Source organism: Halomonas cerina, from assembly GCF_014192215.1.
GTDB classification, from domain to species: domain Bacteria; phylum Pseudomonadota; class Gammaproteobacteria; order Pseudomonadales; family Halomonadaceae; genus Halomonas; species Halomonas cerina.
In genome coordinates, this window is record NZ_JACHXP010000001.1 from 227,008 (window position 1) to 252,919 (window position 25,912).

At 67.0% G+C, this 25,912-nt stretch carries 19 protein-coding genes; 13 read left to right on the top strand and 6 right to left on the bottom strand.

What is annotated here, in order from left to right:
- Nucleotides 1-34: 34 nt before the first annotated feature.
- Nucleotides 35-1,726, bottom strand: a complete 1,692-nt coding sequence (locus tag FHR94_RS01010) for an AMP-binding protein (protein ID WP_183323631.1) — start codon at nucleotides 1,724-1,726, stop codon at nucleotides 35-37.
- A gap of 78 nt (nucleotides 1,727-1,804) precedes the next feature.
- Nucleotides 1,805-2,248, bottom strand: a complete 444-nt coding sequence (locus tag FHR94_RS01015) for a MerR family transcriptional regulator (protein ID WP_183323633.1) — start codon at nucleotides 2,246-2,248, stop codon at nucleotides 1,805-1,807.
- A 235-nt stretch (nucleotides 2,249-2,483) separates the two neighbouring features.
- Here FHR94_RS01015 and FHR94_RS01020 point away from each other — a divergent pair, with 235 nt between their 5' ends.
- The 6 genes from FHR94_RS01020 (at nucleotide 2,484) to FHR94_RS01045 (ending at nucleotide 9,917) form a co-directional block, all read left to right on the top strand.
- Nucleotides 2,484-3,650 carry an acyl-CoA dehydrogenase family protein gene (locus tag FHR94_RS01020; protein WP_183323635.1) on the top strand — a complete coding sequence of 389 codons (1,167 nt, stop codon included), beginning with the start codon at nucleotides 2,484-2,486 and terminating at the stop codon, nucleotides 3,648-3,650.
- Between the two features lie 26 nt (nucleotides 3,651-3,676).
- Nucleotides 3,677-4,831, top strand: a complete 1,155-nt coding sequence (locus tag FHR94_RS01025; protein ID WP_183323637.1) for an enoyl-CoA hydratase/isomerase family protein — start codon at nucleotides 3,677-3,679, stop codon at nucleotides 4,829-4,831.
- A gap of 37 nt (nucleotides 4,832-4,868) precedes the next feature.
- A complete protein-coding gene (gene mmsB, locus FHR94_RS01030; protein WP_183323639.1) occupies nucleotides 4,869-5,771 on the top strand; it encodes a 3-hydroxyisobutyrate dehydrogenase in 903 nt (300 codons plus the stop codon).
- Between the two features lie 247 nt (nucleotides 5,772-6,018).
- A complete protein-coding gene (locus tag FHR94_RS01035) occupies nucleotides 6,019-7,404 on the top strand; it encodes an MATE family efflux transporter (RefSeq protein WP_183323641.1) in 1,386 nt (461 codons plus the stop codon).
- A gap of 112 nt (nucleotides 7,405-7,516) precedes the next feature.
- The gene (locus FHR94_RS01040) at nucleotides 7,517-8,698 is read left to right on the top strand and encodes an acyl-CoA dehydrogenase (RefSeq protein ID WP_183323643.1); all 1,182 of its coding nucleotides are present in this window, start codon (nucleotides 7,517-7,519) and stop codon (nucleotides 8,696-8,698) included.
- A gap of 13 nt (nucleotides 8,699-8,711) precedes the next feature.
- The gene (locus FHR94_RS01045; protein WP_183323645.1) at nucleotides 8,712-9,917 is read left to right on the top strand and encodes a CaiB/BaiF CoA transferase family protein; all 1,206 of its coding nucleotides are present in this window, start codon (nucleotides 8,712-8,714) and stop codon (nucleotides 9,915-9,917) included.
- 135 nt (nucleotides 9,918-10,052) lie between these two features.
- Here FHR94_RS01045 and ppsR read toward each other — a convergent pair whose 3' ends face one another.
- Nucleotides 10,053-10,886: a posphoenolpyruvate synthetase regulatory kinase/phosphorylase PpsR gene (ppsR, locus tag FHR94_RS01050; RefSeq protein WP_183323647.1), complete on the bottom strand. Its 834-nt coding sequence runs from the start codon at nucleotides 10,884-10,886 to the stop codon at nucleotides 10,053-10,055.
- Nucleotides 10,887-11,152: 266 nt separating this feature from the next.
- On the opposite strand from ppsR, the gene ppsA reads away from it, so the two are divergent.
- From ppsA to ggt, 5 genes are all read left to right on the top strand, one after another.
- Complete coding sequence (gene ppsA, locus FHR94_RS01055) at nucleotides 11,153-13,525, top strand: phosphoenolpyruvate synthase (protein WP_183323649.1); 2,373 nt, start codon at nucleotides 11,153-11,155, stop codon at nucleotides 13,523-13,525.
- A 143-nt stretch (nucleotides 13,526-13,668) separates the two neighbouring features.
- Complete coding sequence (locus FHR94_RS01060) at nucleotides 13,669-16,080, top strand: Lon protease family protein (RefSeq protein WP_183323651.1); 2,412 nt, start codon at nucleotides 13,669-13,671, stop codon at nucleotides 16,078-16,080.
- Entirely contained in the window at nucleotides 16,064-16,861 is a 798-nt protein-coding gene (locus FHR94_RS01065; RefSeq protein WP_183323653.1) for a universal stress protein, read from the top strand. Before FHR94_RS01060 ends, FHR94_RS01065 begins: the two co-directional genes overlap by 17 nt.
- Nucleotides 16,862-16,947: 86 nt before the next feature.
- Complete coding sequence (locus tag FHR94_RS01070; RefSeq protein ID WP_183323655.1) at nucleotides 16,948-17,388, top strand: hypothetical protein; 441 nt, start codon at nucleotides 16,948-16,950, stop codon at nucleotides 17,386-17,388.
- 118 nt (nucleotides 17,389-17,506) lie between these two features.
- Entirely contained in the window at nucleotides 17,507-19,279 is a 1,773-nt protein-coding gene (gene ggt, locus FHR94_RS01075) for a gamma-glutamyltransferase (protein WP_183323958.1), read from the top strand.
- Between the two features lie 25 nt (nucleotides 19,280-19,304).
- On the opposite strand, the gene FHR94_RS01080 is transcribed toward ggt, so the two are convergent.
- The 3 genes from FHR94_RS01080 to acnB form a co-directional block, all read right to left on the bottom strand.
- The gene (locus FHR94_RS01080) at nucleotides 19,305-21,188 is read right to left on the bottom strand and encodes a glycerophosphodiester phosphodiesterase family protein (protein WP_183323657.1); all 1,884 of its coding nucleotides are present in this window, start codon (nucleotides 21,186-21,188) and stop codon (nucleotides 19,305-19,307) included.
- Between the two features lie 73 nt (nucleotides 21,189-21,261).
- The gene (gene rraA / locus FHR94_RS01085) at nucleotides 21,262-21,747 is read right to left on the bottom strand and encodes a ribonuclease E activity regulator RraA (RefSeq protein WP_183323659.1); all 486 of its coding nucleotides are present in this window, start codon (nucleotides 21,745-21,747) and stop codon (nucleotides 21,262-21,264) included.
- A 205-nt stretch (nucleotides 21,748-21,952) separates the two neighbouring features.
- Complete coding sequence (gene acnB, locus FHR94_RS01090; protein ID WP_183323661.1) at nucleotides 21,953-24,556, bottom strand: bifunctional aconitate hydratase 2/2-methylisocitrate dehydratase; 2,604 nt, start codon at nucleotides 24,554-24,556, stop codon at nucleotides 21,953-21,955.
- A gap of 244 nt (nucleotides 24,557-24,800) precedes the next feature.
- Between acnB and FHR94_RS01095 the strand changes: the two genes are divergently transcribed.
- Nucleotides 24,801-25,241: a DUF1289 domain-containing protein gene (locus FHR94_RS01095; protein WP_183323663.1), complete on the top strand. Its 441-nt coding sequence runs from the start codon at nucleotides 24,801-24,803 to the stop codon at nucleotides 25,239-25,241.
- Between the two features lie 33 nt (nucleotides 25,242-25,274).
- The gene (locus tag FHR94_RS01100; protein WP_425485343.1) at nucleotides 25,275-25,901 is read left to right on the top strand and encodes a MiaE family protein; all 627 of its coding nucleotides are present in this window, start codon (nucleotides 25,275-25,277) and stop codon (nucleotides 25,899-25,901) included.
- Nucleotides 25,902-25,912: the final 11 nt, after the last annotated feature.

The window sequence follows — 25,912 nt, forward strand, 5'->3', positions numbered from 1 at the left end:
CGATACCGGCATCATCCCGCTCGGCGCTCGGCGCTTACTTCAAGCCGAGTTCGTGGGTGGCTTCCTCGCGCATCTTGAACTTCTGGATCTTGCCGGTGACGGTCATCGGGAATTCATCGACGAACTTCACGTAGCGCGGCACCTTGTAATGGGCGATCTGGCCCTTGCAGAAGGCCTTGAGGCTTTCCTCGTCGAGGCTCTCGCCTTCGCTGAGCTTGACCCAGGCCATCACCTCTTCGCCGTACTTCTCGTCGGGCACGCCGATGACCTGGACGTCGGAGATGGCCGGGTGGGTATAGAGGAAGTCCTCGATCTCGCGGGGGTAGATGTTCTCGCCGCCGCGGATGATCATGTCCTTGATGCGCCCGACGATCGCCACGTAGCCCTCGTCATCCATGGTGGCCAGGTCGCCGGTATGCATCCAGCCGGCCTTGTCGATCGCCTTGTCGGTGGCCTCCTGATTGTTCCAGTAGCCCAGCATCACGCTGTAGCCGCGGGTACACAACTCGCCGGTCTCGCCGCGGGGCACCACGGCGCCGGTCTCCGGGCTGACCAGCTTGACCTCCAGATGGGGGTGGATAGTGCCCACCGTGGTCACTCGCTTCTCCAGCGGGGCATCGGTCTGGGTCTGGAAGCTCACCGGGCTGGTCTCGGTCATGCCGTAGCAGATGGTCACGTCCTGCATGTGCATCTTGTCGATCACCTTGCGCATCACCTCGATGGGGCAGATAGAGCCGGCCATGATACCGGTGCGCAGGGTGGAAAGATCGAAGTTGTCGAACTCGGGGTGCTCGAGTTCGGCGATGAACATGGTGGGTACGCCGTAGAGGGTGGTGGCTCTTTCCTCGGCGACGGCATGCAGGGTGGCCTCGGGTTCGAAGCCATCACCCGGATAGATCATGGTGGCACCATGGGTCACGCAGCCCAGGTTGCCCATCACCATACCAAAGCAGTGATAGAGCGGCACCGGGATCACCATACGGTCGGCCTCGGAAAGGTTCATGGTGCGCGCCACAAAGAAGCCGTTGTTAAGGATGTTGTGGTGCGAGAGCGTCGCGCCCTTGGGCGCGCCGGTGGTGCCCGAGGTGTACTGGATATTGATCGGGTCATCGAACTGCAACGTGGCCTGCACCTCGGCCAGATGCTCGGCGGAGATCTCGTCGGCATGGGTCAGCAACTGGGGCCAGCTCAGCATACCGGTCAGGGCGCGGTCGGCATCGAGGCAGACCACCCGTTTCAGGTCGGGCAGGCGCTGGCAGGAAAAGGTACTCGGGGCGCCGTCACGCAGTTCCGGGGCCAACTCGGCTAGAGTCGCCACATAGTCGGAGGCCTTGAAGGCGCCCTGCAGGATCAGCGTCGAGGTACCGGACTGCTTGAGGGCGTATTCCAGCTCGTGGGTGCGGTAGCTCGGGTTGATGTTGACCAGGATGGCGCCGATCTTGGCGGTGGCGAACTGGGTGATGGTCCACTCGGCGCAGTTGGGGGACCAGATGCCCACCCGGTCGCCCTTCTTCACGTCCAGGGCGAGCAGGGCACGGGCGGCCTGGTCCACGGTCTGCTGCAACTCCTGCCAGGTGTAGCGGAGCCCTTGATGGCGGCTGATCAGGGCGTCCCGCTCGGGGAAGCGCGAGACGGTAGCGTCGAAACAGTCGCCGATGGTCTGCCCCTTGAGAGGCGTGTTGCTGATGCCGCTGACATAGCTGATCGAGTGCGCTTGGCGTGTCATGATAGGTCTCGTCTTGTTGTTGCTAAGGCGGATGGTCGAGCGGTCCGACAGGCGTGTCGGTGGTGGGGCATTGGATGCCTAGGCCTTCTGTCCCAGGCTGCGCAGTACCTCCCGGGCACGGTGGTCCACGTCATCGATCTCGAGGCGCATCAGGCGAATGTCCTCCAACTGGCGCTCCAGACTGTCGCGCTTGTTGGCCAGTATCTCCAGCAGCCGTCTAAGCTGACGGGCGTTACCGTCGGGCATGGCGTCATACATCATCACCACCTCGCGGATCTCGGCCAGCGAGAAGCCCAGCCGCTTGCCGCGCAGGGTAAGTTTCAGGCGGACGCGGTCCTTCTCCCGATAGATGCGCTGCTGCCCCTTGCGACCGGGGGCCAGCAATCCCTCTTGTTCGTAGAAGCGAACAGTGCGCGGAGTGACCTCGAACATTCGGGACAGCTCACCGATAGTGTAGGTACGCTGCTGCTTCGGCAGGGTCTCGCTGTCGGCCTCGGGGGCTTGGATATCGCTTCGGCTCATGACGATGGCTTCCTGTTGCCGGGTGGTCCTCCGGCGGTTCCCACCTCGTCTGGCAACACTAGACGAGGTTTACGTTAACGTAAAGTGCTTGTTCGACCATGGGGTGATATGGGATAAACCAAGCAAGTGCTAGGTTGGTGTCCTGCAGGTCGCGCCCAGCCGCCGGCCGATGCGGCAGGTGACACACAACGACGACAATATGCCATTGCCCATTGCCGATATTAGAGAGGTAGCCATGGACTTTTCCCTCACTGACGACCAGAAGGCGCTGGCCGGTGCCGCCGCCGATTTTGCCCGGGCCGAACTCGCCGACCATGCCGCCGACTGGGACGCACGCTCGCACTTCCCGTTGGATGTCATCCGTCGCGCCGGCGAAGCGGGCTTTCTCGGTATCTACACGCCGGAGGAACACGGCGGCCTGGGGCTGTCACGCCTCGAGGCCTCGCTGATCTTCGAGCAGCTTGCCCAGGGCTGCATTTCCACCACGGCCTACCTGACCATCCACAACATGGTCACCTGGATGATTGCCAGCTGGGGCGATGATGCCCTGCGCGAGGCCTGGGTCCCCGCCATGGTAGCGGGTGAGGCGCTGGGCTCCTATTGCCTCACCGAACCGGGTGCCGGCTCGGACGCCGCCAACCTGCGGACCAAGGCGGTGAAGGAGGGGGATCACTACGTGATCTCGGGCAGCAAGATGTTCATTTCCGGGGCGGGCGCCACCGAGGTGCTGGTGGTGATGGCACGGACCGGCGAGCCCGACAGCGGTGCCGGCGGTGTCTCGGCCATCGTCGTGCCGGCCGACGCGGCCGGTATCGAGTACGGCAAGAACGAAGAGAAGATGGGCTGGAAGAGCCAGCCAACCCGCCTGGTCAGTTTCGACGGCGTGCGAGTGCCGGTGGCCAACCGGCTCGGCGAGGAGGGCGAGGGCTTCAGGTTCGCCATGAAAGGGCTCGATGGTGGGCGCCTCAACATCGCCAGCTGTTCGCTGGGGGCGGCCCAGCAGGCGCTGACCCTGTCCCGGGACTATCTGGCCGAGCGCAAGCAGTTCGGACGCGAGCTCTCGAGCTTCCAGGGCCTGCAATTCAAACTCGCGGACATGGCCAGTGAGCTGACCGCCGCCCGGCTGATGGTACGCCACGCCGCCTGGCGTCTCGATCAGAACGACCCGGAGGCCCGAGCCTACTGTGCGATGGCCAAGCGTTTCGCCACCGACATGGGATTCAACGTCTGCAACGAGGCTCTGCAGTTGCATGGCGGCTATGGTTATATCCGCGAATATCCCCTGGAGCGCCTGGTGCGCGACACCCGTGTTCACCAGATCCTCGAGGGCACCAACGAGATCATGCGTCTGATCGTCGCCCGCCGCCTGCTGGCCGACGGCGTCATCGAATCTCTGCAATGACCACCGGACCTCAGGAGACCCTTACGATGTCGGATCTCGCAGTCTGTTTCGAAGAACTGCCGACCCGTGACGGTGGACGCATCGGCGTGGCCACCCTCAATGCACCGAAATCCCTCAATGCCCTGTCGCTGGAGATGATCCACCGGCTGGCGGCCAAGCTCGAGGCCTGGGCGGTGGACCGCAGCGTGGTCGCCGTGTGGCTGGACGGCGCGGGGGACAAGGCCTTCTGTGCCGGGGGTGACGTGGTGGCCCTCTACCGTTCCCTGACCGAGGAGGGCGAGAACCGCGGTGCCGGACGAGAGGGGGTCTTCGCGGAGACCTATTTCTCGGCCGAGTACCGGCTGGACTACCGTATCCACACCTATCCCAAGCCGATCCTGGTCTGGGGCGATGGCATCGTCATGGGGGGGGGCTTGGGCCTTATGGCCGGCGGCTCCCAGCGGCTGGTCACCGAGACGACCCGCATTGCCATGCCGGAGATCACCATCGGCCTCTATCCGGACATCGGCGCGAGCTGGTTTCTGGGACGTATGCCGGTCGGCGTGGGGGCCTACCTGGGACTCACCGGTGCCCAGCTCAATGCCCGGGATGCCCTGGATCTGGGAATGGCGGATCGCTTCGTGCCCCGCGAGCGGCGTGATGACCTACTGGGCGCCCTGACCGAGGCGGACTATGGCGATCACGCCCCGGCCTCCCGGCGCGCCGCCGTGCAACGAGTGCTGGATGCGTTCGAGGCTCGGGACCAGGCGCCCGCCGGCCAGGTATGGCCGCATCTCGACCATCTCCAGCGGCTGGTGGGCCGGGTCGATGCCGCCGATGCGGTGCGTCGAATCCTGGCCGACGATCACCAGGATGGCTGGCTGGCCGCCAACCGGGCACGCCTCGAGGCCGGCAGCCCCCTGAGTGCGCAGCTGGTATGGCAGATGCTGGAAAGTCATCGCCATACCAGCCTGGCCGATGCCTTTCGCGATGAGCTGGGCCTGTCGGTCCAGTGCTGCCGGTGCGGCGACTTCGTGGAAGGGGTGCGTGCCCTGTTGATCGACAAGGACAAGGCCCCCCGCTGGCGCCACGCGGCCGTGAGCGCGGTACCCGAGGCCGATATCCGAACACTGACGACGTCCCTCTGGTCCGCCGAAGAGCATCCGCTTCGCGACCTCGAGGCGGGGCCTCGTGCCGGCTGAGATCACCACCTTTCCCTTCACCGCGAGGAGCACTACCATGCAGATCGCTTTCATCGGACTCGGTAACATGGGCGCCCCCATGGCCGTCAACCTGGTCAAGGCCGGCCATGAGGTGACGGTCTTCGATCTGGTCGAGTCCGCCATCCAGGCCCTGGAGGCCGAGGGCGCCCAGCGCGCCGAGAGCGCCGAGGCGGCCGCCCGGGGGGCCGAGGTCATCATCTCCATGCTGCCGGCCGGCGCCCATGTGCGTGGCCTCTATCTGGGGCCCGATGGAGCCTCTGGCCTGCTGGACGCCCTGGAGGGCAAGCCGTTGATCATCGACGCCTCGACCATCGCCCCGGACGATGCCCGGGGGGTGGGCGAGGCTGCCGCCGAGCGCGGACTGACCTACCTGGACGCCCCGGTCTCTGGCGGGGTCGGTGGCGCCAAGGCCGGCACCCTGACCTTTATCGTCGGTGGCGAGGCCAGTGGCTTCGAGCAGGCCAGGCCGGTGCTGGAGGGCATGGGCAAGAACATCTTCCACGCCGGGGAGGTCGGTGCCGGTCAGGTCGCCAAGATCTGCAACAACATGCTGCTGGGCATCCTGATGTCGGGCACCGCCGAGGCGCTCGCCCTGGGCGTCAAGAACGGCCTGGACCCGGCGGTGCTCTCCGAGATCATGAAGCAGAGCAGCGGCGGCAACTGGGCGCTCAACGTCTATAATCCCTGGCCGGGGGTCATGGAGGGGTCGGCCGCCTCCCGGGACTATCAGGGCGGCTTCCTCACCGATCTGATGGCCAAGGACCTGGGGCTGGCCTGGGAACTGGCGTTGGGCTCGAAGTCGACCGTGCCCATGGGCTCCCAGGCACGCAACCTCTTCGCCCTGCACAGCGCCCAAGGCAGCGGCCGGCTCGACTTCTCCAGCATCCAGACCCTCTACCGCCAGGGCGAGGAGAAGTAAGCGCCAAGCAGCCAAGAAAAACCTCCAGCAGGCGACTCTGCTGGAGGTTTTTCCTTGTCGCCACAGTCGGCGCGAGCACCATCACTGCTCGGCGCTCGGCGCTCGGCGCTCGGCGCTCGGCGCTCGGCGCTCGGCGCTCGGCGCTCGGCGCTCGGCGCTCGGCGCTCGGCGCTCGGCGCTCGGCGCGCTTTGCCCTGCATGCGGGGAAGCGGCACAATCCAGTGCCCGTTTCCCGTCGAGAGCCCGCATGAGCGCACCCGCCTCCCCGTCCTCTCCCCCCGCGTCCCGCTCCCGCCCCGCCCGTCGCGACCTGCTCGAGGGGCCCATCGGCCTGACCCTGCTGCGCAAGAGCCTGCCGGTGGTCGGCGGCATGATCGCGATGATGAGCTTCAACCTGGTGGATACCTGGTTCGTCTCGCGACTCGGCACCGAGGAGCTGGCGGCGGTGGCCTTCACCTTCCCGGTGGTGTTCACGGTGATCAGCCTGGCCATTGGCCTGGGGATCGGCACCTCGGCGGTGGTGGCCCGGCGGCTCGGGCAGGGCGATCTCGGCACGGTGCGCCGCCGGGTCACGGATGCCGCCCTGCTCGCGCTGGTGGTGGGGCTGTGCATGACGCTGTTGGGCCTGGCCACCTTGGAGCCCCTGTTCCGACTGATGGGGGCCGATGACCTGCTGATGCCGCATATCCGCGACTATATGGGGGTCTGGTACCTGGGGGCGGCCGCGGTGATCGTTCCCCGGGTGCTTAACAGCATCCTGCGAGCCCATGGCAATACCGCCACCCAGGGACTGATGATGGCACTGGCCGCCGGGGTCAACGTGCTGTTGGACTGGTGGCTGATCTTCGGTATCGGGCCTATCCCAGCCCTGGGCGTGGCCGGGGCGGCGCTGGCCACCGTGCTCAGCTGGGGCCTGATGGCCACAGCGCTGGCCTTCCACCGCGAGCTACGCGAGCTCTTCGATCCGGCGGGTCTCAGCCTACGCGGGCTGGCCGCGTCTTGGCGTGAGCTCGGTCGCATTGCGGGCCCGGCGGCCATCACCAGTGTCTTCACGCCCATCGCTCTGGGACTGGTGACCCGTATCGTCGCCGGCCATGGCCACGATGCTGTGGCCGGCTTCGGTGTCGGCACCCGCATCGAGGCCATCTCCCAGATCGCCGTGCTGGCGCTTTCCATGACCTTGTCACCGCTGGTCAGCCAGAATGCCGGCGCCGGCCAGCACGACCGGGTGCGCCGGGCGATCCTGGGCTGCTTCGTCTTCGTGCTGGCCTGGCAGCTGCTGGTCTGGGGAGTGCTCCAGGGGCTGGCGCCCTGGCTGGTGGCCGGCTATGCGAAGCGCGAAGCGGTGGGGGAGGTGCTGCGCAGCTTCCTGTGGTGGGTACCCCTGGGGCTCGGGGCGCAGGGGGTGGTGATCCTGGCGGTCTCCTCCTTCAACGCCTTGCACCGTCCCGCCCGAGCCATGCAGCTCTCGGTGGTGCGACTGTTCGTGCTCACCGTGCCGCTGGCCTGGTTGGGCGGATGGCTGGCGGGACCCACCGGCATCTTCGCTGGCATGCTGATCGCCAACGTCCTGATGGCGCTTGTGGCCGGGTGGCGGATTCGCGGCGAGCTGGCACAGCAGGCGCGGCACTGAACGACGACGGCACAACGGGGCGGCACCGGACTTGGCAGACGAGCTCTCTTGGTCTATATTTTATTAAAATGTAGAAATTATTATCTTCAGCCTACTCCCGAGGAGCCTTGCCATGAGCCAGATCACCCCCGTCACCTGGGACGACCCCTTCCGCCTCGTCGACCAGCTCAGCGAAGAGGAGCGCATGGTCCACCATACCGCCCATGACTATTGTCAGGAGCAGCTGTTGCCACGGATCCTGGAGGCCAACCGCCACGAGATCTTCCATCGCGAGATCATGAACGAGATGGGCGAGCTGGGCCTGCTGGGCGCGACCATCGACGGCTATGGCGGCGCCGGCATGAACTATGTCAGCTATGGCCTGATCGCCCGCGAGGTGGAGCGGGTCGACTCCGGCTACCGCAGCGCCATGAGCGTGCAGTCCAGCCTGGTGATGTACCCGATTCATGCCTTCGGTAGCGACGCGCAGCGCGAGCAGTACTTGCCCAGGCTCGCCACCGGGGAGTGGGTCGGCTGTTTCGGCCTCACCGAGCCCGACCACGGCTCCGACCCGGGCGGCATGTCCACTCGCGCTACCCGCACCGAGGGCGGCTGGCGGCTGAATGGCACCAAGACCTGGATCACCAACTCGCCCATCGCCGATGTCTTCGTGGTCTGGGCCCGGGACGACGAAGGCATCGTCCGCGGCTTCATCCTCGAGCAGGGTATGAAGGGACTCTCGGCCCCCAAGATCGAGGGCAAGTTCAGCCTGCGCGCCTCCATCACCGGCCAGATTGCCATGCAAGACGTGGAGGTCTCCGATGACCAGCGCCTGCCGAACGTCACCGGCCTGAAGGGGCCGTTCTCCTGCCTCAACCGGGCCCGCTTCGGCATCGCCTGGGGGAGCATGGGCGCCGCCGAGGCCTGCTGGCACGCGGCCCGTGACTATACCTTGGAGCGCAAGCAGTTCGGCCGTCCGCTGGCCGCCAACCAGCTGATCCAGAAGAAGCTTGCCGACATGCAGACCGAGATCACCCTGGGTCTGCAGGCGGCGCTGCGGGTGGGGCGCATGATCGATGACGGCCAGCTGGTGCCCGAGGCGATCTCGCTGATCAAGCGCAACAACTGCGGCAAGGCGCTGGATATCGCACGCACGGCCCGCGACATGCACGGCGGCAACGGCATCAGTGACGAGTACCATGTGATCCGCCACGTGATGAACCTCGAGGCGGTGAACACCTACGAGGGTACCCACGACGTGCACGCCCTGATCCTGGGCCGCGCCCAGACCGGCCTGCAGGCCTTCAGCTGCTGATAGGGAGCCTTTGATGAGCCAACCGCTGGAAGGCGTCGTCGTGCTGGACCTGTCCCGCGTCCTGGCCGGCCCCTGGGCGGGCCAGTTGCTCGCCGACCTGGGGGCCCGGGTGATCAAGCTCGAGCACCCTGTCCGGGGGGATGACACACGTGGCTGGGGCCCGCCCTGGCTGGAGGGCGAACCGGACGTCGAGCGGCTGGCGGCCTACTACCTCTGCGCCAATCGTGGCAAGCAGTCGCTGACCGTGGATATTGCCACCGAGGACGGCCAGGCGCTGGTGCACAGGCTCGCGGCCGGCGCCGATATCCTGCTGGAGAACTTCAAGGTCGGTGGCCTGGCCCGGTACGGCCTCGACGCGGCAAGCCTTCGCGAGCGCAACCCCAGGCTGATCGTCTGCTCGGTCACCGGCTTCGGTCAGGATGGGCCCTACGCCCATCGAGCGGGCTATGACTTCATGATCCAGGCCATGGGCGGCCTGATGAGCCTCTCCGGCGAGCCCGGCGGCATGCCCATGAAGACCGGCGTGGCCATCACCGACGTGATGACCGGCCTCTACGCCACCATCGGGGTGCTAGCTGCGCTGCAGGAGCGCTCGCGCACCGGCACAGGCCGCCACATCGACGTGGCACTGCTTGATGTCCAGGTCGCGACGCTCGCCAACCAGGCCCTCAACGCCCTGGTCACCGGCACGTCCCCGGAGCGCCACGGTAATGCGCATCCCAACATCGTGCCCTATCAGGCCTTCGCCTGTGCCGACGGGCACTTGGTGCTCACCGTGGGCAACGATGCGCAGTTTGCCCGTCTGGCCGACCTGCTGGGTCACCCGGAGTGGGCCGAGGATCCCGCCTATGCCACCAACGCCGCCCGTGTCGGCAACCGGGAGGGACTGGTGCCGATGATCCAGGCGCTGCTGATGGACCGCGGGCGAGACGACTGGCTCACCCAGCTGGAGGCGCACGGCATACCCGCGGGGCCCATCAATACCCTGACCGAGGTGTTCGATGACCCCCAGGTGCAACACCGTGGCTTGCGCCGGACGTTGCGGCGTGACGGCCAGGTGGTGCCCCAGGTGGCCAATCCGCTGCGCTTCGACGGCGAACCCGTCACCAGCGATATTGCACCGCCCCACCTTGGCCAGGACAGCGATGCCATCCTGGCCGAGATGGGGCTGACGCCCGAGGATATTGCCAGGCTCAGAAGGGCAGGGGTGGTGCGTTAGCAGCGCCCAGCTACAAGCGCCCAGCGCCCAGCGCCCAGCGCCCAGCTGCTCAGTGGCGGGCGGCCAGTGACGAGACAAATTCCGTCAGCGTTTGCTTGACAGTGCAAGCGCTGAGGGCAGCATTCTGCTCAGCGCTTATCGCGGCGAAAACCGCCTTGTCAGGCCGGTCTCGGCGATCATCCGGGTGGAGATTTCCTCCACCGAGAAGCGGGTGGTATCGATGTAGGGGACCTGCATCCGGCGGTAGAGAGCCTCGGCCTGCTGGACCTCCTGCATACACTGGTCCAGCGAGCTGTAGCGGCTGTTGGGGCGCCGCTCGTGACGGATCGCCGCCAGTCGTCGGGGGTCGATGGTCAGCCCGAACAGCTTGTGACGGTGGGCGGCGAGGACCCGTGGCAGCTTGAGGATGCCGTTCTCGTCCAGGTCATCCTCGGTGAGGGGGTAGTTGGCCGCGCGAATGCCGAACTGCAGCGCCAGGTAGAGCGAGGTGGGCGTCTTGCCGCAGCGCGACACCCCCACCAGGATGATGTCGGCCTGGTTGTACTGGTGGGTCCGGGCGCCGTCGTCGTTGTCCAGGGCGAAGTGTACCGAGTGGATGCGGTCCATGTAGACGTCATCGCTGCCGATGGCGTGAGTGCGTCCCACGCTGTAGGAGGAGTGGGTGTCCAGCTCCTGCTCCAGCGGCTTGAGGAAGGTGGAGAAGATGTCGACCTGGAAGCCGGGCGCCTGGCGGATCACGTCGCGGATCGCCTGATCGACGATGGTGTCGATGATGATCGGCTGTTCGCCGTCCTTGACCGCCGTGGCCTCGATGATGGCGACCAGGGTGCGGGCCTTGTCGACGGTGTCGACATAGGGCTTGGTGAGCATGCGGATCTCGACGTTCGCGAACTGCGCCAGCAGGCTGCGGCCCAGGCTCTCGGCGGTGATGCCGGTGCCGTCGGAGATGAAGAAGGCGGTGCGGGTCATGAGCGTCCTGGTCGGCGGCGATCGAAAGGGCCATTGTCGGCGCCGACGCGACGCCAGACAAGCCGCACCTTGCCGGCCGGGACGCGGCCCGCTTCACTACAGGAAACCCGCTTTCCGGCCTGGTGTTGTAAAAATCCTTCACTGACTTCGATGTTAGACCAATGGCGAATATGCTGCCCCGCTGGTAGAGTCGCTCCATCCATTCGAACCCGGCTGCGCGGCTCGCCGCTGGGCATGAAGCATCCGTCGTCGATTATGGGGGGCACGTGGACGATTACATTCTGTGGTTCGATCAACTGGGCATGGACGATGTCGAGCGGGTAGGAGGCAAGAACGCCTCCCTCGGCGAGATGATCTCCAACCTCTCTGGCGCCGGCGTCACCGTGCCCGGTGGTTTCGCCACCACGGCCCACGCCTACCGCGAGTTCCTGTCCCACGAGGGGCTCAACGAGCGCATCAATCAGGCACTCGCCACCCTGGACGTGGATGATGTCACCGAGCTGGCCCGGGTCGGCGCCCAGGTCCGTCAGTGGGTCATCGACACCCCGCTGCCGCCGACCTTCGAGGCCGCCCTGCGCGAGAGCTACGAGCAGCTCGTGGCTCGGCACCCGAACCTCAAGGTGGCGGTGCGCAGCTCGGCCACCGCCGAGGACCTCCCGGACGCTTCCTTCGCCGGCCAGCAGGAGACCTTCCTCAATATCGAGGGCTTCGACAACATCAAGCGGGCCGTGCACGAGGTCTTCGCCTCGCTGTTCAACGACCGCGCGATCTCCTATCGCGTCCACCGCGGCTACGCCCACGAGAACGTGGCGCTGTCCGCCGGCATCCAGAAGATGGTGCGCTCCGAGACCGGCGCCTCGGGCGTGATGTTCACTCTGGATACCGAGTCCGGCTACCGTGATGCGGTCTTCGTGACCGCCTCCTGGGGCTTGGGCGAGACCGTGGTGCAGGGCGCGGTCAACCCCGACGAGTTCTACGTTCACAAGCCGACCCTGGCCGCGGACCGCCCGGCGGTGCTGCGCCGCAACCTGGGCTCCAAGCTGATCAAGATGGTCTATACCGACGATGCCAGTGCCGGCAAGTCGGTGGAAACCGTCGACGTGCCCCTGGCCGATCGTGCCCGCTTCTGCATCGACGACGAGCAGGTCATGGCCCTGGCCCGCCAGGCGGTGACCATCGAGCAGCACTACGGCCGCCCCATGGACATCGAATGGGCCCTGGACGGTGACGACGGAGCCCTCTATGTCGTTCAGGCACGTCCCGAGACCGTGGTCTCTCAGCAGGAGGGGGGCAAACTCGAGCGCTTCCAGCTCAAGGAGAAGGGGCGCACCCTAGTGGCCGGCCGCGCCATCGGCCAGCGGATCGGCCGGGGGGCGGTGAAGATCGTCTTCTCGCCGGACGACATGGACAAGGTCAATGCAGGCGACGTGCTGGTCACCGACATGACCGACCCGGACTGGGAACCGATCATGAAGCGCGCCTCGGCCATCGTCACCAACCGCGGCGGGCGCACCTGTCACGCGGCGATCATCGCCCGAGAGCTGGGCATTCCGGCGGTGGTCGGCTGTGGCGATGCCACCGAGACGCTTAACGATGGTCGTGATGTCACCGTCTCCTGCGCCGAGGGCGATACCGGCCATGTCTACGAGGGGCTGCTGGAGTTCGACCGTCGCGTGACCAGCGTCGACGCCATGCCCGAGATCCCGTTCAAGATCATGATGAACGTGGGCAACCCCGACCGCGCCTTCGGCTTCGCCGGCCTGCCCAATGCCGGTGTCGGCCTGGCACGCCTGGAGTTCATCATCAATCGCATGATCGGCGTGCATCCCAAGGCGCTGATGGAGTACGACACCCTGCCCGCCGACCTGCAGCAGACCATCGACCTGCGCACCGCCGGCTATAGCGACCCGGTGGGCTTCTACGTCGATAAGCTGGTCGAGGGGATCTCCACCCTGGCGGCGGCCTTCTACCCGCAGCGGGTCATCGTGCGCCTCTCCGACTTCAAGTCCAACGAGTACGAGAACCTGATCGGCGGCAAGCTCTACGAGCCGGGCGAGGAGAACCCCATGCTCGGCTTCCGTGGGGCTTCCCGTTACATCTCGGACGCCTTCCGTCCCTGCTTCGAATTGGAGTGCCAGGCACTCAAGCGAGTGCGCGAGGAGATGGGGCTCGATAACATTGAGATCATGGTGCCTTTCGTGCGCACCACCGACGAGGCCCGCGAGGTGGTCGACCTGCTGGCCGCCAACGGCCTCGAGCGGGGTGTGAACGGCCTGAAGGTGATCATGATGTGCGAGCTGCCGGCCAATGCCCTGCTGGCCGACGAGTTCCTCGAGTACTTCGACGGCTTCTCCATCGGCTCCAACGATCTGACCCAGCTGACCCTGGGGCTGGATCGCGACTCCGGCATCGTCGCTCACCTGTTCGACGAGCGGAACCCGGCGGTCAAGAAGCTGCTGTCCATGGCCATCCAGGCCTGCCGTTCCCAGGGCAAGTACATCGGGATCTGTGGTCAGGGACCGTCGGATCACCCGGACCTGGCCAAGTGGCTGATGGAACAGGGCATCGACTCGGTCTCGCTCAACCCCGACGCGGTGCTCGAGACCTGGTTCATGCTGGCCGGCGAAACCCTGGGCTGAACCGGCCGGGGGCGTTGCCCTAGCGATCGCGCTGCGGCGGACACTCCGGTGTCCGCCTTTTTTTCTTGCCTGCTCTCCGATCCGTACCGGGCACCATTCCACTGTGTGTCGCATACTGTTCCTGTCTGCAAAGGAGGCATGCCATGATGGAACCTCTCGGGGTAGCACAGGTATATCGGACCTGCCCGACCGATATCTTCGACTTCGAGGTCACCAGCGAACTGGAGCCTCTGGATCTGCTTGATGGCCATCAGCGCGCCCGGGATGCGCTGAGTTTCGGCACCACCATCTGCAGTGACGGCTTCAATCTCTTCGTGCTAGGCCAGCCGGGGCATGACAGGCGCCGCCTGATCTCGCGCTTCCTGGCCGAGAAGGCCAAGGCCGCTTCGCCCCCCGATGACTGGTGTTATCTCTACAACTTCGACGATCCCTCGAGGCCCTATCACCTGTCCCTGCCACCCGGCAACGGGCGACAGCTACGCGATGACATCGACCAACTGATCGACGACCTGCGCAATGCCATCCCCGCGGTGTTCGAGAGTGATGAGTATCAGAACCGCGTGCAGGAGATGAAGCAGTCCATGAGCGAGCGCCAGCGCAACGCCATCGAGGAGGTGCGCCGTGAGGCCCGCGACCAGGGTATCCTGCTGATGTCGACCTCCAACGGCTTCACCTTTGCCCCGGCCGATGGCGACCAGATGATGTCACCGGACGACTACGAGAAGTTGCCGGAGGACCAGCGCAAGCGCATCGAGCGCACCGTCGAGGAACTCCAGCATAAGCTGACCCAGAAAATCCGCCAGATGCCGCGGCTCGCCAAGGAGCTGCGCAAGGAACTCAAGGCATTCAGCGAAGAGATGCTGCAATCGGTGATCGACGGGCCGATCGGTGATCTGGAGAAGCGCTACCGCGAACAGGCGGGGGTGCTGTCGCACCTCAAGGCGATTCGCGAGTCGATTCTGGAACATGTCGAGTCCTTCCAGGCCGAGCAGCCGGAAGTGCCGCCCGAGGCGCTGTTCAGCCGCTTCCAGGTCAACCTGCTGGTGGACAATGCCAATGCCGAGGGCGCACCGGTGATCTACCAGGGCCTGCCCAGCCACCAGCATCTGGTGGGTCGCATCGAGCACCATGTGCACAACGGCACCCTGCTCACCGACTTCTCGCTGATCCGTGCCGGTGACCTGCACCGGGCCAATGGTGGCTATCTGGTGATCGACGTGCGCAGCGTGCTGACCCAGCCGGGGGCCTGGGAAACCCTCAAGCGGGTGCTGCAAGCCGGCGAGATCCGCACCGAGTCCTTGGAACAGGCCTATGGCCTGATCAGTACGGTGACCCTGGAACCCGAGCCGATCCCGCTGGATATCAAGATCGTATTGCTCGGCGAGCGCCGGCTCTACTATCTGCTCTGCGAGCACGACCCCGAGTTCCTGGAGTTGTTCAAGGTGCAGGCCGATCTCGAGGACGAGCTCGATCGTGACGACACCCATCAGGCATTCTATGCCCGGATGGTGGCGACCCTGGCGCAGCGGGCGGCGCTGCGGCCCCTGGACCGCAGCGGCGTGGCCACGGTGATCGAGCGGGCCAGCCGTCTGTCCGAGGACCAGCGCAAGCTGACCGCGCGGCATCGCGATCTGCTGGATCTGGTGCGGGAGGCCGATCACTGGGCCGAGCAGGCCGGAACCAGCGTGATCGGCCGTGAACATGTCGAGCAGGCCATCGAGCAGCAGCTGTGGCGGGCAGGACGTCTCCGGGACCGCAGCCACGAGATGATCGACCGCGGCATCGTCATGATCGATATCCGCGGCGAGGTTGTCGGCCAGGTCAACGGGCTGTCGGTGGTGCAACTGGGGGGGGCCAGCTTCGGCCAGCCCAGTCGCATCACCGCCACCGCCCGGCCCGGCTCCGGCCAGGTTGTCGACATCGAACGGGAGGCGAAGACCGGGGGACGTATCCACTCCAAGGCCGTGATGATTCTCTCCCGCTACCTGGCCGGTCGCTATGCCGGGCAAGACCCACTGTCGCTTTCCGCCAGCCTGGCCTTCGAGCAATCCTATGGTGGTGTCGAGGGCGATAGTGCCTCGGTGGCGGAGATCTGTGCACTGGTGTCGGCCATCGCGCGCCAAGGACTCGCTCAATCCTTCGCCGTGACCGGATCGATCAACCAGCATGGTGAAGTGCAGGCGGTGGGGGGCGTGAATGAGAAGGTCGAGGGGTTCTTCGATATCTGTCGGGCGCGGGGTCCCCTCGAGGGGCAGGCGGTGATCCTGCCGGCGGCCAATATCGAGCATCTGATGCTCAAGGCGGAGGTTCGCGAGGCGGTCGAAGCCGGGCATTTTCGCATCTTTGCCGTGTCCCGGGTGGATGAGGCGCTGGCACTGCTCACCGGGCTGCCCATCGGTGAGCCCGACGCTCAGGGGCATTTCCCAGAGGGCAGCCTCGATGCGAAGGTGGCAAAGCGCCTGGCGCATTTCCGCAAAGTGGTGAAGCAAACGCGGCAGGCGGAGCGGGAGGAGTACGGTGTTGCCGGGGAGGGTGATCATGACGATGAACGGTGATGCGCGCCGTCACCCGGTCGAGCGTGATGCGGCCGGAACGGCCGAGGAGGCGCCGGTGGTGCGGGTGTTGGCATTGCTCGATGCCTCCCGCCACAGCCTGGCTGCGCTCACGGCCGCGGTGGATCTCGCCGTGAGCCGGCATGCCGATCTGGTGGCGCTTTTCGTCGAGGACCAGGACCTGCTGGGCAGCACCGGCTTTCCCTTCGCTCGCGAGATCGGTGCCTGTTCCGGCCAGGCGCGACGGCTGTCGCGGTCCGACCTGGAAGCCAGCCTCGCCCATCAGGCGCGGCGTGTCACCGAGGCGCTGGAGGCTGCGGTGATCGGTCGGGAAGTGCATCACGAGCTGCGGGTCAGTCGCGGCCGAGTGGTTAGCGAGGCCTTGTCGCTGGCCGGGCCGGGCGATCTGCTGGTGCTCGGCAAAGCCGGACTCTCGGGACACTGGGGCGCGCGCCTGGGCTCCACCAGTCGCGCGCTGATCGTCGAGGCGCCCTGCACGGTGATCATCTGGGACGAGCGTCTGCCCTTGGCCCGGGGGCCACTGCGTGTTCTGGACGCGCCGGAGCAGGCCGGCGATGACCGGCTGTCCATTCCCGAGGCGCTGTCGACCCTGTTCGACACCGTGGAGGTACTGAACACGCAGGATGCCCGGGAACTCGAGCGTCGGCTGGCACGGGCCGACAAGGGGGGGCTGCTGCTGCACCGTCCGCAGCTCGCCCGGCTACTCGGCCAGGATGCCGAGCTGCTGACACGGCTGCCACTCCCGGTGATCGTGGTGCCCTGAGCGGTGCGGTCATCGCCCGCCGCCCCACAAGGCGGCGGCATTCTGGCAAGATGGGGCCTTTCGAGCCGACCACGAGGGCCCGCCACATGGCATACTTTCTGGTGATGGGCGGTCTGGCACTGTCCGTCCTCTTTACCCTGGCCTGGGGGCTCTATCAGGCCGGCCACTGGCTGCGTCGACGTCTGCGACCGGCTCCGGCGTCGGCCCGGCGCCGGGGGAGGCGCAAGTCGTCGACGACACCTGGCGCCCGCGGGCGCCAGGTGTCGAAGCGCCAAGGCGGTGCGTCTTCGCCCGCTCCGTGGCGACTGACCCGCGGGCTGGCCCGTTGCCGATCCACTCTGCCACTGGGCCTGCTGGCGCTGCTGCTCTACGGCGGCAGCCGACTGGCCGAGCATGGCCTCGCTTATCGGGCCCACGAGCCCCCTGCTGGCTACCATCACCTGGTCGACGGCCTGGGGTGGACGGCGGCCGTGCTGCTGGGGTTGGCCAGCCTGGCGCTGCTGGCCGGCTGGCGCTGTCGGGGCTGAGACAGCCCCGCTATGCTGTCTCGGGATGGCCTTTCCTTCACGACAAGGAGTCCCGAGCATGTCATGTCCGTTCGCCACGCTTCCCCGTCACCTGCGGGTGGCGTCCTTCTGTGCCCTGATGGCCTGGCTGCCGGCAGCGGCGCTGGCCGACACGTCCTTCGAGTACGATCGCCCGTCGATCTCGCCCGAGTCCGGCTCCGGGTTCGAGGACAAGCCCGGCTGGTCTACCGAGTCCTTCGCCGTGGCGGCGGCCAACCCGCTGGCCACCGATGCCGGCTATCAGGTGCTCAAGGCGGGCGGCTCCGCCCTCGATGCCGCCATCGCGGTGCAGATGGTGCTGACCCTGGTGGAGCCCCAGTCCAGCGGCATCGGTGGGGGGAGCTTTCTGATGCACTTCGATGGCGAGACGGTACAGGCCTATGATGGCCGGGAGACGGCGCCGGCCGCGGTGGACGAGAACCTCTTCCTGGATGGTGAGGGAAAGCCGCTCGATTTCATGGAGGCCGTGACTAGCGGTCGCTCCGTCGGGGTCCCCGGGACGTTGCGGATGCTCGAGATGGCCCACGAGGCCCATGGTCGCCTGCCCTGGGCTGCGCTGTTCGAGCCGGCCATCGCGCTGGCCGACGGGGGCTTCCCGGTGAGTGCCCGGCTGCATCAGAGCCTGGCCGATACCCCCGACCTGCTCGAGGATGCCCGGGCGGCGAGCTTCTTCTTTACCGATGAGGGCGAACCGCTGCCGGTCGGGCATACCCTGAAGAACCCGGCCCTGGCGGTGATCCTCCAGCGGATCGCCGAGCAGGGTAGCACGGCCCTGCATACCGGCCCGGTGGCGGAGAACATCGTGGCCCGGGTACAGGGCCATCCCGCCATGCCCGGCCGTCTCAGTCGCGAGGACCTGGCCACCTACACGGCCATGGAACGCGACCCGCTGTGTACCGACTGGCTGGCCTACCGGGTCTGTGGTTTCCCGCCGCCCTCGTCGGGGCACCTTACGGTCATGCAGATCCTCGGCATGCTGGAGCAGCTGCCGCCCCTCGAGGCGCCGCCGGCCGACAAGCGGCCGAGCGTGGACTGGCTGCACCGCTTCCTCGAGGCCTCGCGCCTGGCCTTCGCCGACCGCAACCGCTATATCGCCGACCCGGCCTTCGTCGAGGCCCCCGGGGGGGACTGGACCACGCTGCTCGATCCCGACTACCTCGAGGCCCGGGCTAAGCTGATCGAGGCGGACACCAGCCTGGGCAGCGACGGCGCCAAGCCGGGCAACCCCGGCTCGCTGTCCACCACCTGGGCGGTGCAGCCCACCCAGCCGGAGCATGGGACCAGCCATGTCAGCATCGTCGATGCCCATGGCAATGCTCTGGCCCTGACCAGTTCCATCGAGCAGGCCTTCGGGGCCCGGATGCTGGCCGATGGTGGCACCGGCATGCCGGGGGGCTTTCTGCTCAACAACGAGCTGACCGACTTCTCCTTCCTGCCCCGCGATGAGGGCGGCACACCCATCGCCAACCGTGTCGAGCCCGAGAAGCGTCCGCGCTCCAGCATGAGCCCCACCCTGGTGTTCGATCGGGGAGGAGAGCGGCTGGTGGCCAGCCTGGGCTCGGCGGGCGGGGCGGCGATCATCCACTATACGGCCAGGACCCTGGCGGCGATGCTGGACTGGGGGCTCGATGCCCAGCAGGCGATCGACCTGCCCCATGCGATCACCCTGGGGGGGACCGTCTACCTGGAGGAGGGGCACTTCTCCGAGGCGACGCGACAGGCGCTGGCCGAGCGCGGCCACGAGATCGACCCACGTGAGCTGACCAGCGGCCTGCAGGCGATCCGGCGCACGGAGGCGGGCTTCTTCGGGGGCGCCGACCCCCGCCGGGAGGGCGTAGTAATGGGCGACTGAGTGATAGGGGCGTGAGCCGAGCGTCTCAGTCCCGTAGCCAGTTGCGCAGCTTCACCAGCATCAGGGCGCCGTCGCCCAGCCGGCGGCGCTCTGCCAGCAGGGCGGCCAGCCGGGCCGGCCGGTCGGTGATGATGCCGTCGATGCCGAGATCGATCAGCTGTGACATCCGCGTCGGATCATTGATGGTCCAGGCGTACAGCGCATAGCCGTAGTGGCGGGCGCGGCGGATCTCGTCCTCGTCGATGCGGTTGTGGCGCAGCGCCAGGGCATCGAAGCCTCGCCGGGGCAGGGTGCCGCGCATGACCAGCTGGGCGAGCAGGATGGTGCGGGCCTCGGGCGCTTGGCGCTTGATCTCGCGCAGCAGCCGATAGGACAGGGTCGCCAGGCCCATCCGGCGCAGGACCTGCGGGTCGCCACAGGCCGCCGCCTGGATCCGGTCAGGCGCGCGATGGCGACAGGCGCGCCGCCACCTGACCTCCTCGGCCAGCACCTCGAGCACCCGGCGTACCAGGACCGTGCCGTCGCCCGGGGTTGGCTTGAGCTCGATCATCAGGGCGGCGCGCCCACGGATGCGCGCCAGCGTCTCGTCCAGGCCGGGAATGCGTTCCCCCACGTAGGCATCACCGAACCAGCTGCCCACGTCCACCGTGGCGAGGGTCTCGCGGTCGAGCGCATCGAGGCGCCGAGGATCGCCGGCGAGGCGCGCCAGGGTGGCGTCGTGGTAGAGCACCACCGCCTCGTCGGCGGTCAGCCGGACATCCACCTCGATGAGGTCGGCTCCCTCGGCGATCGCTTGCTCCACTGCGGCCAGGGTGTTCTCCGGGGCCGCCAGCGAGCTGCCCCGATGGGCGATGATGGCGACATCCTCGTGGAGCTCGAAGCGGTTGATGATCAGCCAGGCCTGGCCGATGGCGAAGAGCAGCACGGCCAGCTCGACGATCCAGGCCAGGCGCCCCGGGTGGGCGCCGGGAGGGGGAGCCGGGGGGCGTGGCTGGCGATGGGCCAGGCGCAGGTACAGGCAGGTGGCCATCAGGGCATTGGCAGCGATGCCGATGAAGGTGATGGCCAGGGTCAGCAGGAGATAGGCGCTGACGTAGCCCAGCATCGCCGGTACCAGGATGGCATCACGCTCGGGAAGGCGGTGCAGCAGCGGCGTGAACAGGCTGTCGAAGACAAGCGTCGCGAGCAGCGGCAGGAGGAGGATCCCGGCCAGTAGCACGAGGATCGACAGGGCGATGTGTCGCCCGCGCCCGCGGGTCAGGTGCTGACTGCGCCGCAGGGCACGGCGCGCCGACACGCCTTCGAGAATCAGGATCGGCAGGGCGAGATGCCAGCGGGTATAGAGCAGGGCGGCAACCAGGGCCCAGCCGAGCACCACGGGCAGGGCGACGGCAAAAAATCCCCACAGGACCGGCGGGCGGACCTGCTGGACATAGTAGGGGTCCAGATGGCCGAGCAGCCCATCATGCAGGGCGAGCACCGCGAGCAGGGTCGGCAGGGCCAGCAGCAGCTGGCTGCCCACCTGCAGTACCACCAGGCTCGCCAGGGACGGCAGGCGGCGCAGGCAGGCCCACAGGGCCTCGAAGGCCAGGCGCACGTGGTGATCGCGAGGCCGTACCGCCACCAGGGTCATGCCGGCCTGCTGCAGGTAGAGCACCAGGAAGGCCAGGCCGAGGGCCGCCAGCAGCCAGAGCATGCCACCCGGGCTGACCAGGGTGTCGATCAGCTCGGCGTTGGTGATCACCGGCCCGCCGACCCGGCCCAGCAGGTAGGCCAGGGTCCAGCCGGCGGTCGGCAGCAGCAGGCTGGAGGCCAGCAGGGTGAAGAACAGGTGGTAGGCGATGAGCGGGCGCAGGTGATCACGCAGACTGCGCAGTACATCGCCCCCCAGTTGCGACAGGGCGAGCATGGGCGTCACCGTGTCTCGGCCAGGAGGTCAGAAGGGCGGCCACGCCCGTAACAAGACGGGCGGGCGTCCTGGCTCAATCCAGCGCCAGGCGGGTCTTTGCTACCAGGATGCCGTTGTTGTCCGCATAGAGCCACTGGCCGGGGGCGATGGTCACCCCGGCGAAGGTCACCGGGATGTCACGCTGCCCCTCGCCGCGCTTCTCGCTCTTGCGCGGATGGGCGCCGAGGGCCTGGATGCCGAGTTCTGTCTCGGCCAGGATGTCCACATCGCGCACGCAGCCGTACAGGATGATACCGGCCCAGCCGTTGCCGGCGGCCTGCTCGGCCAGCATGTCGCCGAGCATCGCGCAGCGGGTGGAGCCGCCGGCGTCGACCACCAGTACCGCACCCTCGCTGGACTCGGTGACCGCCTCCTTGACCCGGGAGTTGTCCTCGAAGCACTTCACGGTACGCACTGGGCCGAAGAAGGCCTCGATACCGCCGATGTTGACGAAGATCGGGTCCAGGACCTGGACCTCGGGATAGGCATCGCAGATGTCCGGAGTGATGATCTGGCTCATGGGGTGGCTCCTGTCGGCAATATCGATAACCCGATGATGCCATGCGACGGCGCAAAGGGAACACCGTCTGGTCGGGCGTGCGGCCACCAGGCATAAAAAAAGCGCCCCGACGGGGCGCTTCGGTCATCGGCTCCGGCCACCGCGGACGGCGGCCTTCGATGGTGCGAGCATCGGAGTCGAACTAACGTGGTCACAACACCGGGGTTCAGGCTTCCTGGGCGACCGGAATCACGCTGGAGGCCGCGTTCTGATACTCCTCGATCTCGTGGAAGTTCATGTAGCGGTAGATCTCGCCGGCCATGGCATCGAACTCGCCCATGTAGCGACGGTACTCGTCGACGCTGGGCAGGCGGCCTTCTACCGCGGCCACGGCCGCCAGCTCCGCCGAGGCCAGGTAGACGTTGGCCCCGTCGCCCAGGCGGTTGGGGAAGTTGCGGGTCGAGGTGGAGACCACGGTGCTCTTGGCGGCGACCCGGGCCTGGTTGCCCATGCACAGCGAGCAGCCCGGCATCTCCATGCGCGCCCCGGCGCGACCGTAGATGCCGTAGTAGCCCTCCTCGGTCAATTGGTGCTGGTCCATCTTGGTCGGCGGCGCCAGCCACAGGCGAGTCTTCAGGCTGCCGGCCGGCTGCTTCTCGAGCAGCTTGCCCGCGGCACGGAAGTGGCCGATGTTGGTCATGCACGAGCCGATGAACACCTCGTCGATCTTCTCGCCGGCCACATCCGACAGCAGGCGGGCGTCGTCCGGGTCGTTGGGGGCGCAGAGTACCGGCTCCTTAAGCGCCTCGAGATCGATCTCGATGACCTCGGCGTACTCGGCGTCCTGGTCGGCGCGCATCAGGCTCGGGTTGGCCAGCCATTCCTCCATGCCCTGGATGCGGCGCTCGATGGTACGACGGTCGCCGTAGCCGTTGGCGATCATCCACTTGAGCAGGGTGATGTTGGACTTGAGGTACTCGGCGACCGAGTCCTCGCCCAGGGTGATGGTGCAGCCGGCGGCGCTGCGCTCGGCGGACGCATCGGAGAGTTCGAAGGCCTGCTCGACGGTGAGGTCCTCGAGGCCCTCGATCTCCAGCACACGGCCCGAGAAGGCGTTCTTCTTGCCCGACTTCTCGACGGTCAGCAGGCCTTGCTGGATGGCGTAGTAGGGGATGGCGTGGACCAGGTCGCGCAGGGTGACGCCCGGCTGGCGCTGGCCCTTGAAGCGCACCAGCACCGATTCCGGCATGTCCAGCGGCATCACGCCGGTGGCCGCGGCGAAGGCCACCAGGCCGGAGCCGGCCGGGAAGGAGATGCCCAGCGGGAAGCGAGTATGGGAGTCGCCACCGGTGCCCACGGTGTCGGGCAGCAGCATGCGGTTGAGCCAGCTGTGGATGATGCCGTCGCCAGGACGCAGGGAGACGCCGCCACGGTTCATGATGAAGTCGGGCAGGGTGTGGTGGGTGTCCACGTCCACCGGCTTCGGGTAGGCCGCGGTGTGGCAGAAGGACTGCATCACCAGATCGGCCTGGAAGCCCAGGCAGGCCAGGTCCTTGAGCTCGTCCCGGGTCATCGGCCCGGTGGTGTCCTGGGAGCCCACGGTGGTCATCTTCGGCTCGCAGTACATGCCCGGGCGCACGCCGTCCATGCCGCAGGCCTTGCCGACCATCTTCTGGGCCAGGGTGTAGCCGCGGCCGGTGTCGGCCGGCTGCTCGGGCAGGCGGAAGACGTCGGAGGGGGCGAGGCCCAGGGACTCGCGGGCCTTGGCGGTCAGGCCGCGGCCGATGATCAGCGGGATGCGGCCGCCGGCACGCACCTCGTCGAGCAGCAGCTGGGTCTTGAGCTCGAAGGTGGTGACGACCTCGTCGGTACCGTGCTTGCAGACCTTGCCCGCGTAGGGATAGACGTCGATGACATCGCCCATCGCAAGCGCAGAGACGTCCATCTCCACCGGCAGGGCGCCGGAATCTTCCATGGTGTTGAAGAAGATCGGCGCGATCTTGCCGCCGAAGCAGAACCCCCCGGCGCGCTTGTTGGGCACATAGGGAATATCGTCGCCGAAGAACCACAGCACCGAGTTGGTGGCCGACTTGCGTGAGGAGCCGGTGCCCACCACGTCGCCCACGTAGGCGACCGGGAAGCCCTTGGCCTTCACTTCCTCGATCTGCGCGAGGGGGCCGGTGGTGCCGGGCACCTCGGGGGCGATACCGTCACGCTCGTTCTTGAGCATAGCGTTGGCATGCAGCGGGATGTCCGGGCGCGACCAGGCATCCGGGGCCGGGGAGAGGTCGTCGGTATTGGTCTCGCCGGGCACCTTGAAGACGGTGAGGGTGATCTTCTCCTCGAGGGCGGGCCTAGAGAGGAACCACTCGGCGTCGGCCCAGGACTGGATGACGTCCTTGGCCACGACGTTGCCGGCGCGAGCGCGCTCCTCCACGTCGTGGAAGGCGTCGAACATCAGCAGGGTGTGCTTGAGCTGCTCGCCCACTTCCTTGGCCAACGCCTCGTCGTCGAGCAGCTCGACCAGGCTGGCGATGTTGTAGCCGCCCTGCATGGTGCCCAGCAACTTCACCGCGTGGACGCGGTCGATCAGCGGGGACTCGGCCTCGCCCTTGGCGATGGCCGTCAGGAAGCCGGCCTTGACGTAGGCGGCCTCGTCGACGCCCGGCGGCACGCGGTTGGTGAGCAGGTCGAGAATGACTTCTTCTTCCCCGGCGGGGGGATTCTTCAGCAGCTCGACCAGGGCAGCCGTCTGCTCGGCGTTCAGGGGCTTCGGCGGAACGCCGGCCTGGGCACGCTCCTCGACATGTTGGCGATAGGCTTCAAGCACGTGGTGGCCCTCATTGGTTGTGATAGCCGAGTCGGGCGCGCGACGGGGCCGTCGCACGAGATGGCTCGGCGCGTGAATCAACACGGTCAACGATGGCGCCATTCTAGAAGAAACTGTCGACAATGTTAAGAACGCCCATGGTGACGGGCCTTGAACTTTGGTCGTCGGCGTCTATGGGGTGTCAGCGCCGGGGCGACGCGTTACCATGCGAGCTTTCGATCAACGCAGGCACAAGGAGCGGTCGATGGCGGGGCGTATCGCCTCCCCCTGTGTGGGGCTGTGCTCGACCACGGTGGGCGATCGCGTCTGCCGAGGCTGTCAACGGATCGATGACGAGATCCGTGACTGGCCCGCCCTGGCGGGGGAGGAGCGCGAGCGGCGCATGGCAGAGCTCGACGCCTTGCGCGAGCGAGTGGCCGGTCGTCACCTGAGGGTGGTGGACCCCGCCGCCCTCGAGGCCCAGCTTCGGCGGCATCGCATCCGCTTCCGCGCCGATCAGCCCGCCCTGTCCCGGGCCGTGGAGCTGTTGCGGGTGGGGCGCGGGCGGATCCACGACCTGTCCCGCTATGGTCTGATGCCTCGTGAGCCGTTGGACGCGTCGGCTCTGTATGCGTGCCTCGCCGCCGAGCTGATGGCCGCCGCCGAGGCACGCCATGTCACCCTCCTGAATCACCACCACTCCTGAACCTTCAATACGCCGGACCCCCAGATGACTGCCATGCTTGCCGACCCCGCCCACGACGACCTGTTGCCCGCCGGCCTCCTCGACTTCCTGTGCAGTGCCACCCCCGACGCCTGGGTCGACTGGGCGCTGGCGAACCCGGAAGTGCTGCTCATCGACCATGCCCAGTGTGAGAAGAAGGCCGCCTCGACGGCGATGAGTCTGCTCTATCGGTATGTGGACCAGCCGCTGCTGCTGACCAAGCTGTCCCAGCTGGCCCGCGAGGAGCTGCTCCACTTCGAGCAGGTGGTCAGGCTGATGGCGTCGCGAGGCATTACGTACCGCCATCTCAGCGCCTCTCGTTACGCCGAGGGCCTGCGTCGGCACTTGCGGGGGGAAGAGCCGGGTCGGCTGGTGGACCTTTTGATCATCGGTGCCCTGATCGAGGCGCGTAGCTGCGAGCGCTTCGCACGACTTCTACCGCACCTTGACGATGAACTTGCCAAGTTCTACCGCGGTCTGGTTAAGTCGGAAGGAAGACATTACGAGGACTACCTGATGTTGGCGCGCCGGCTGGCGCCGTCGCCAATCGACGAGCGGATCGCCTTCCTGGCCGAGCGCGAGGCCGAACTGATCACCATGCCGGATACGGCATTTCGCTTTCACAGCGGCGTCCCGGCCTGAAGCCGGGGCAT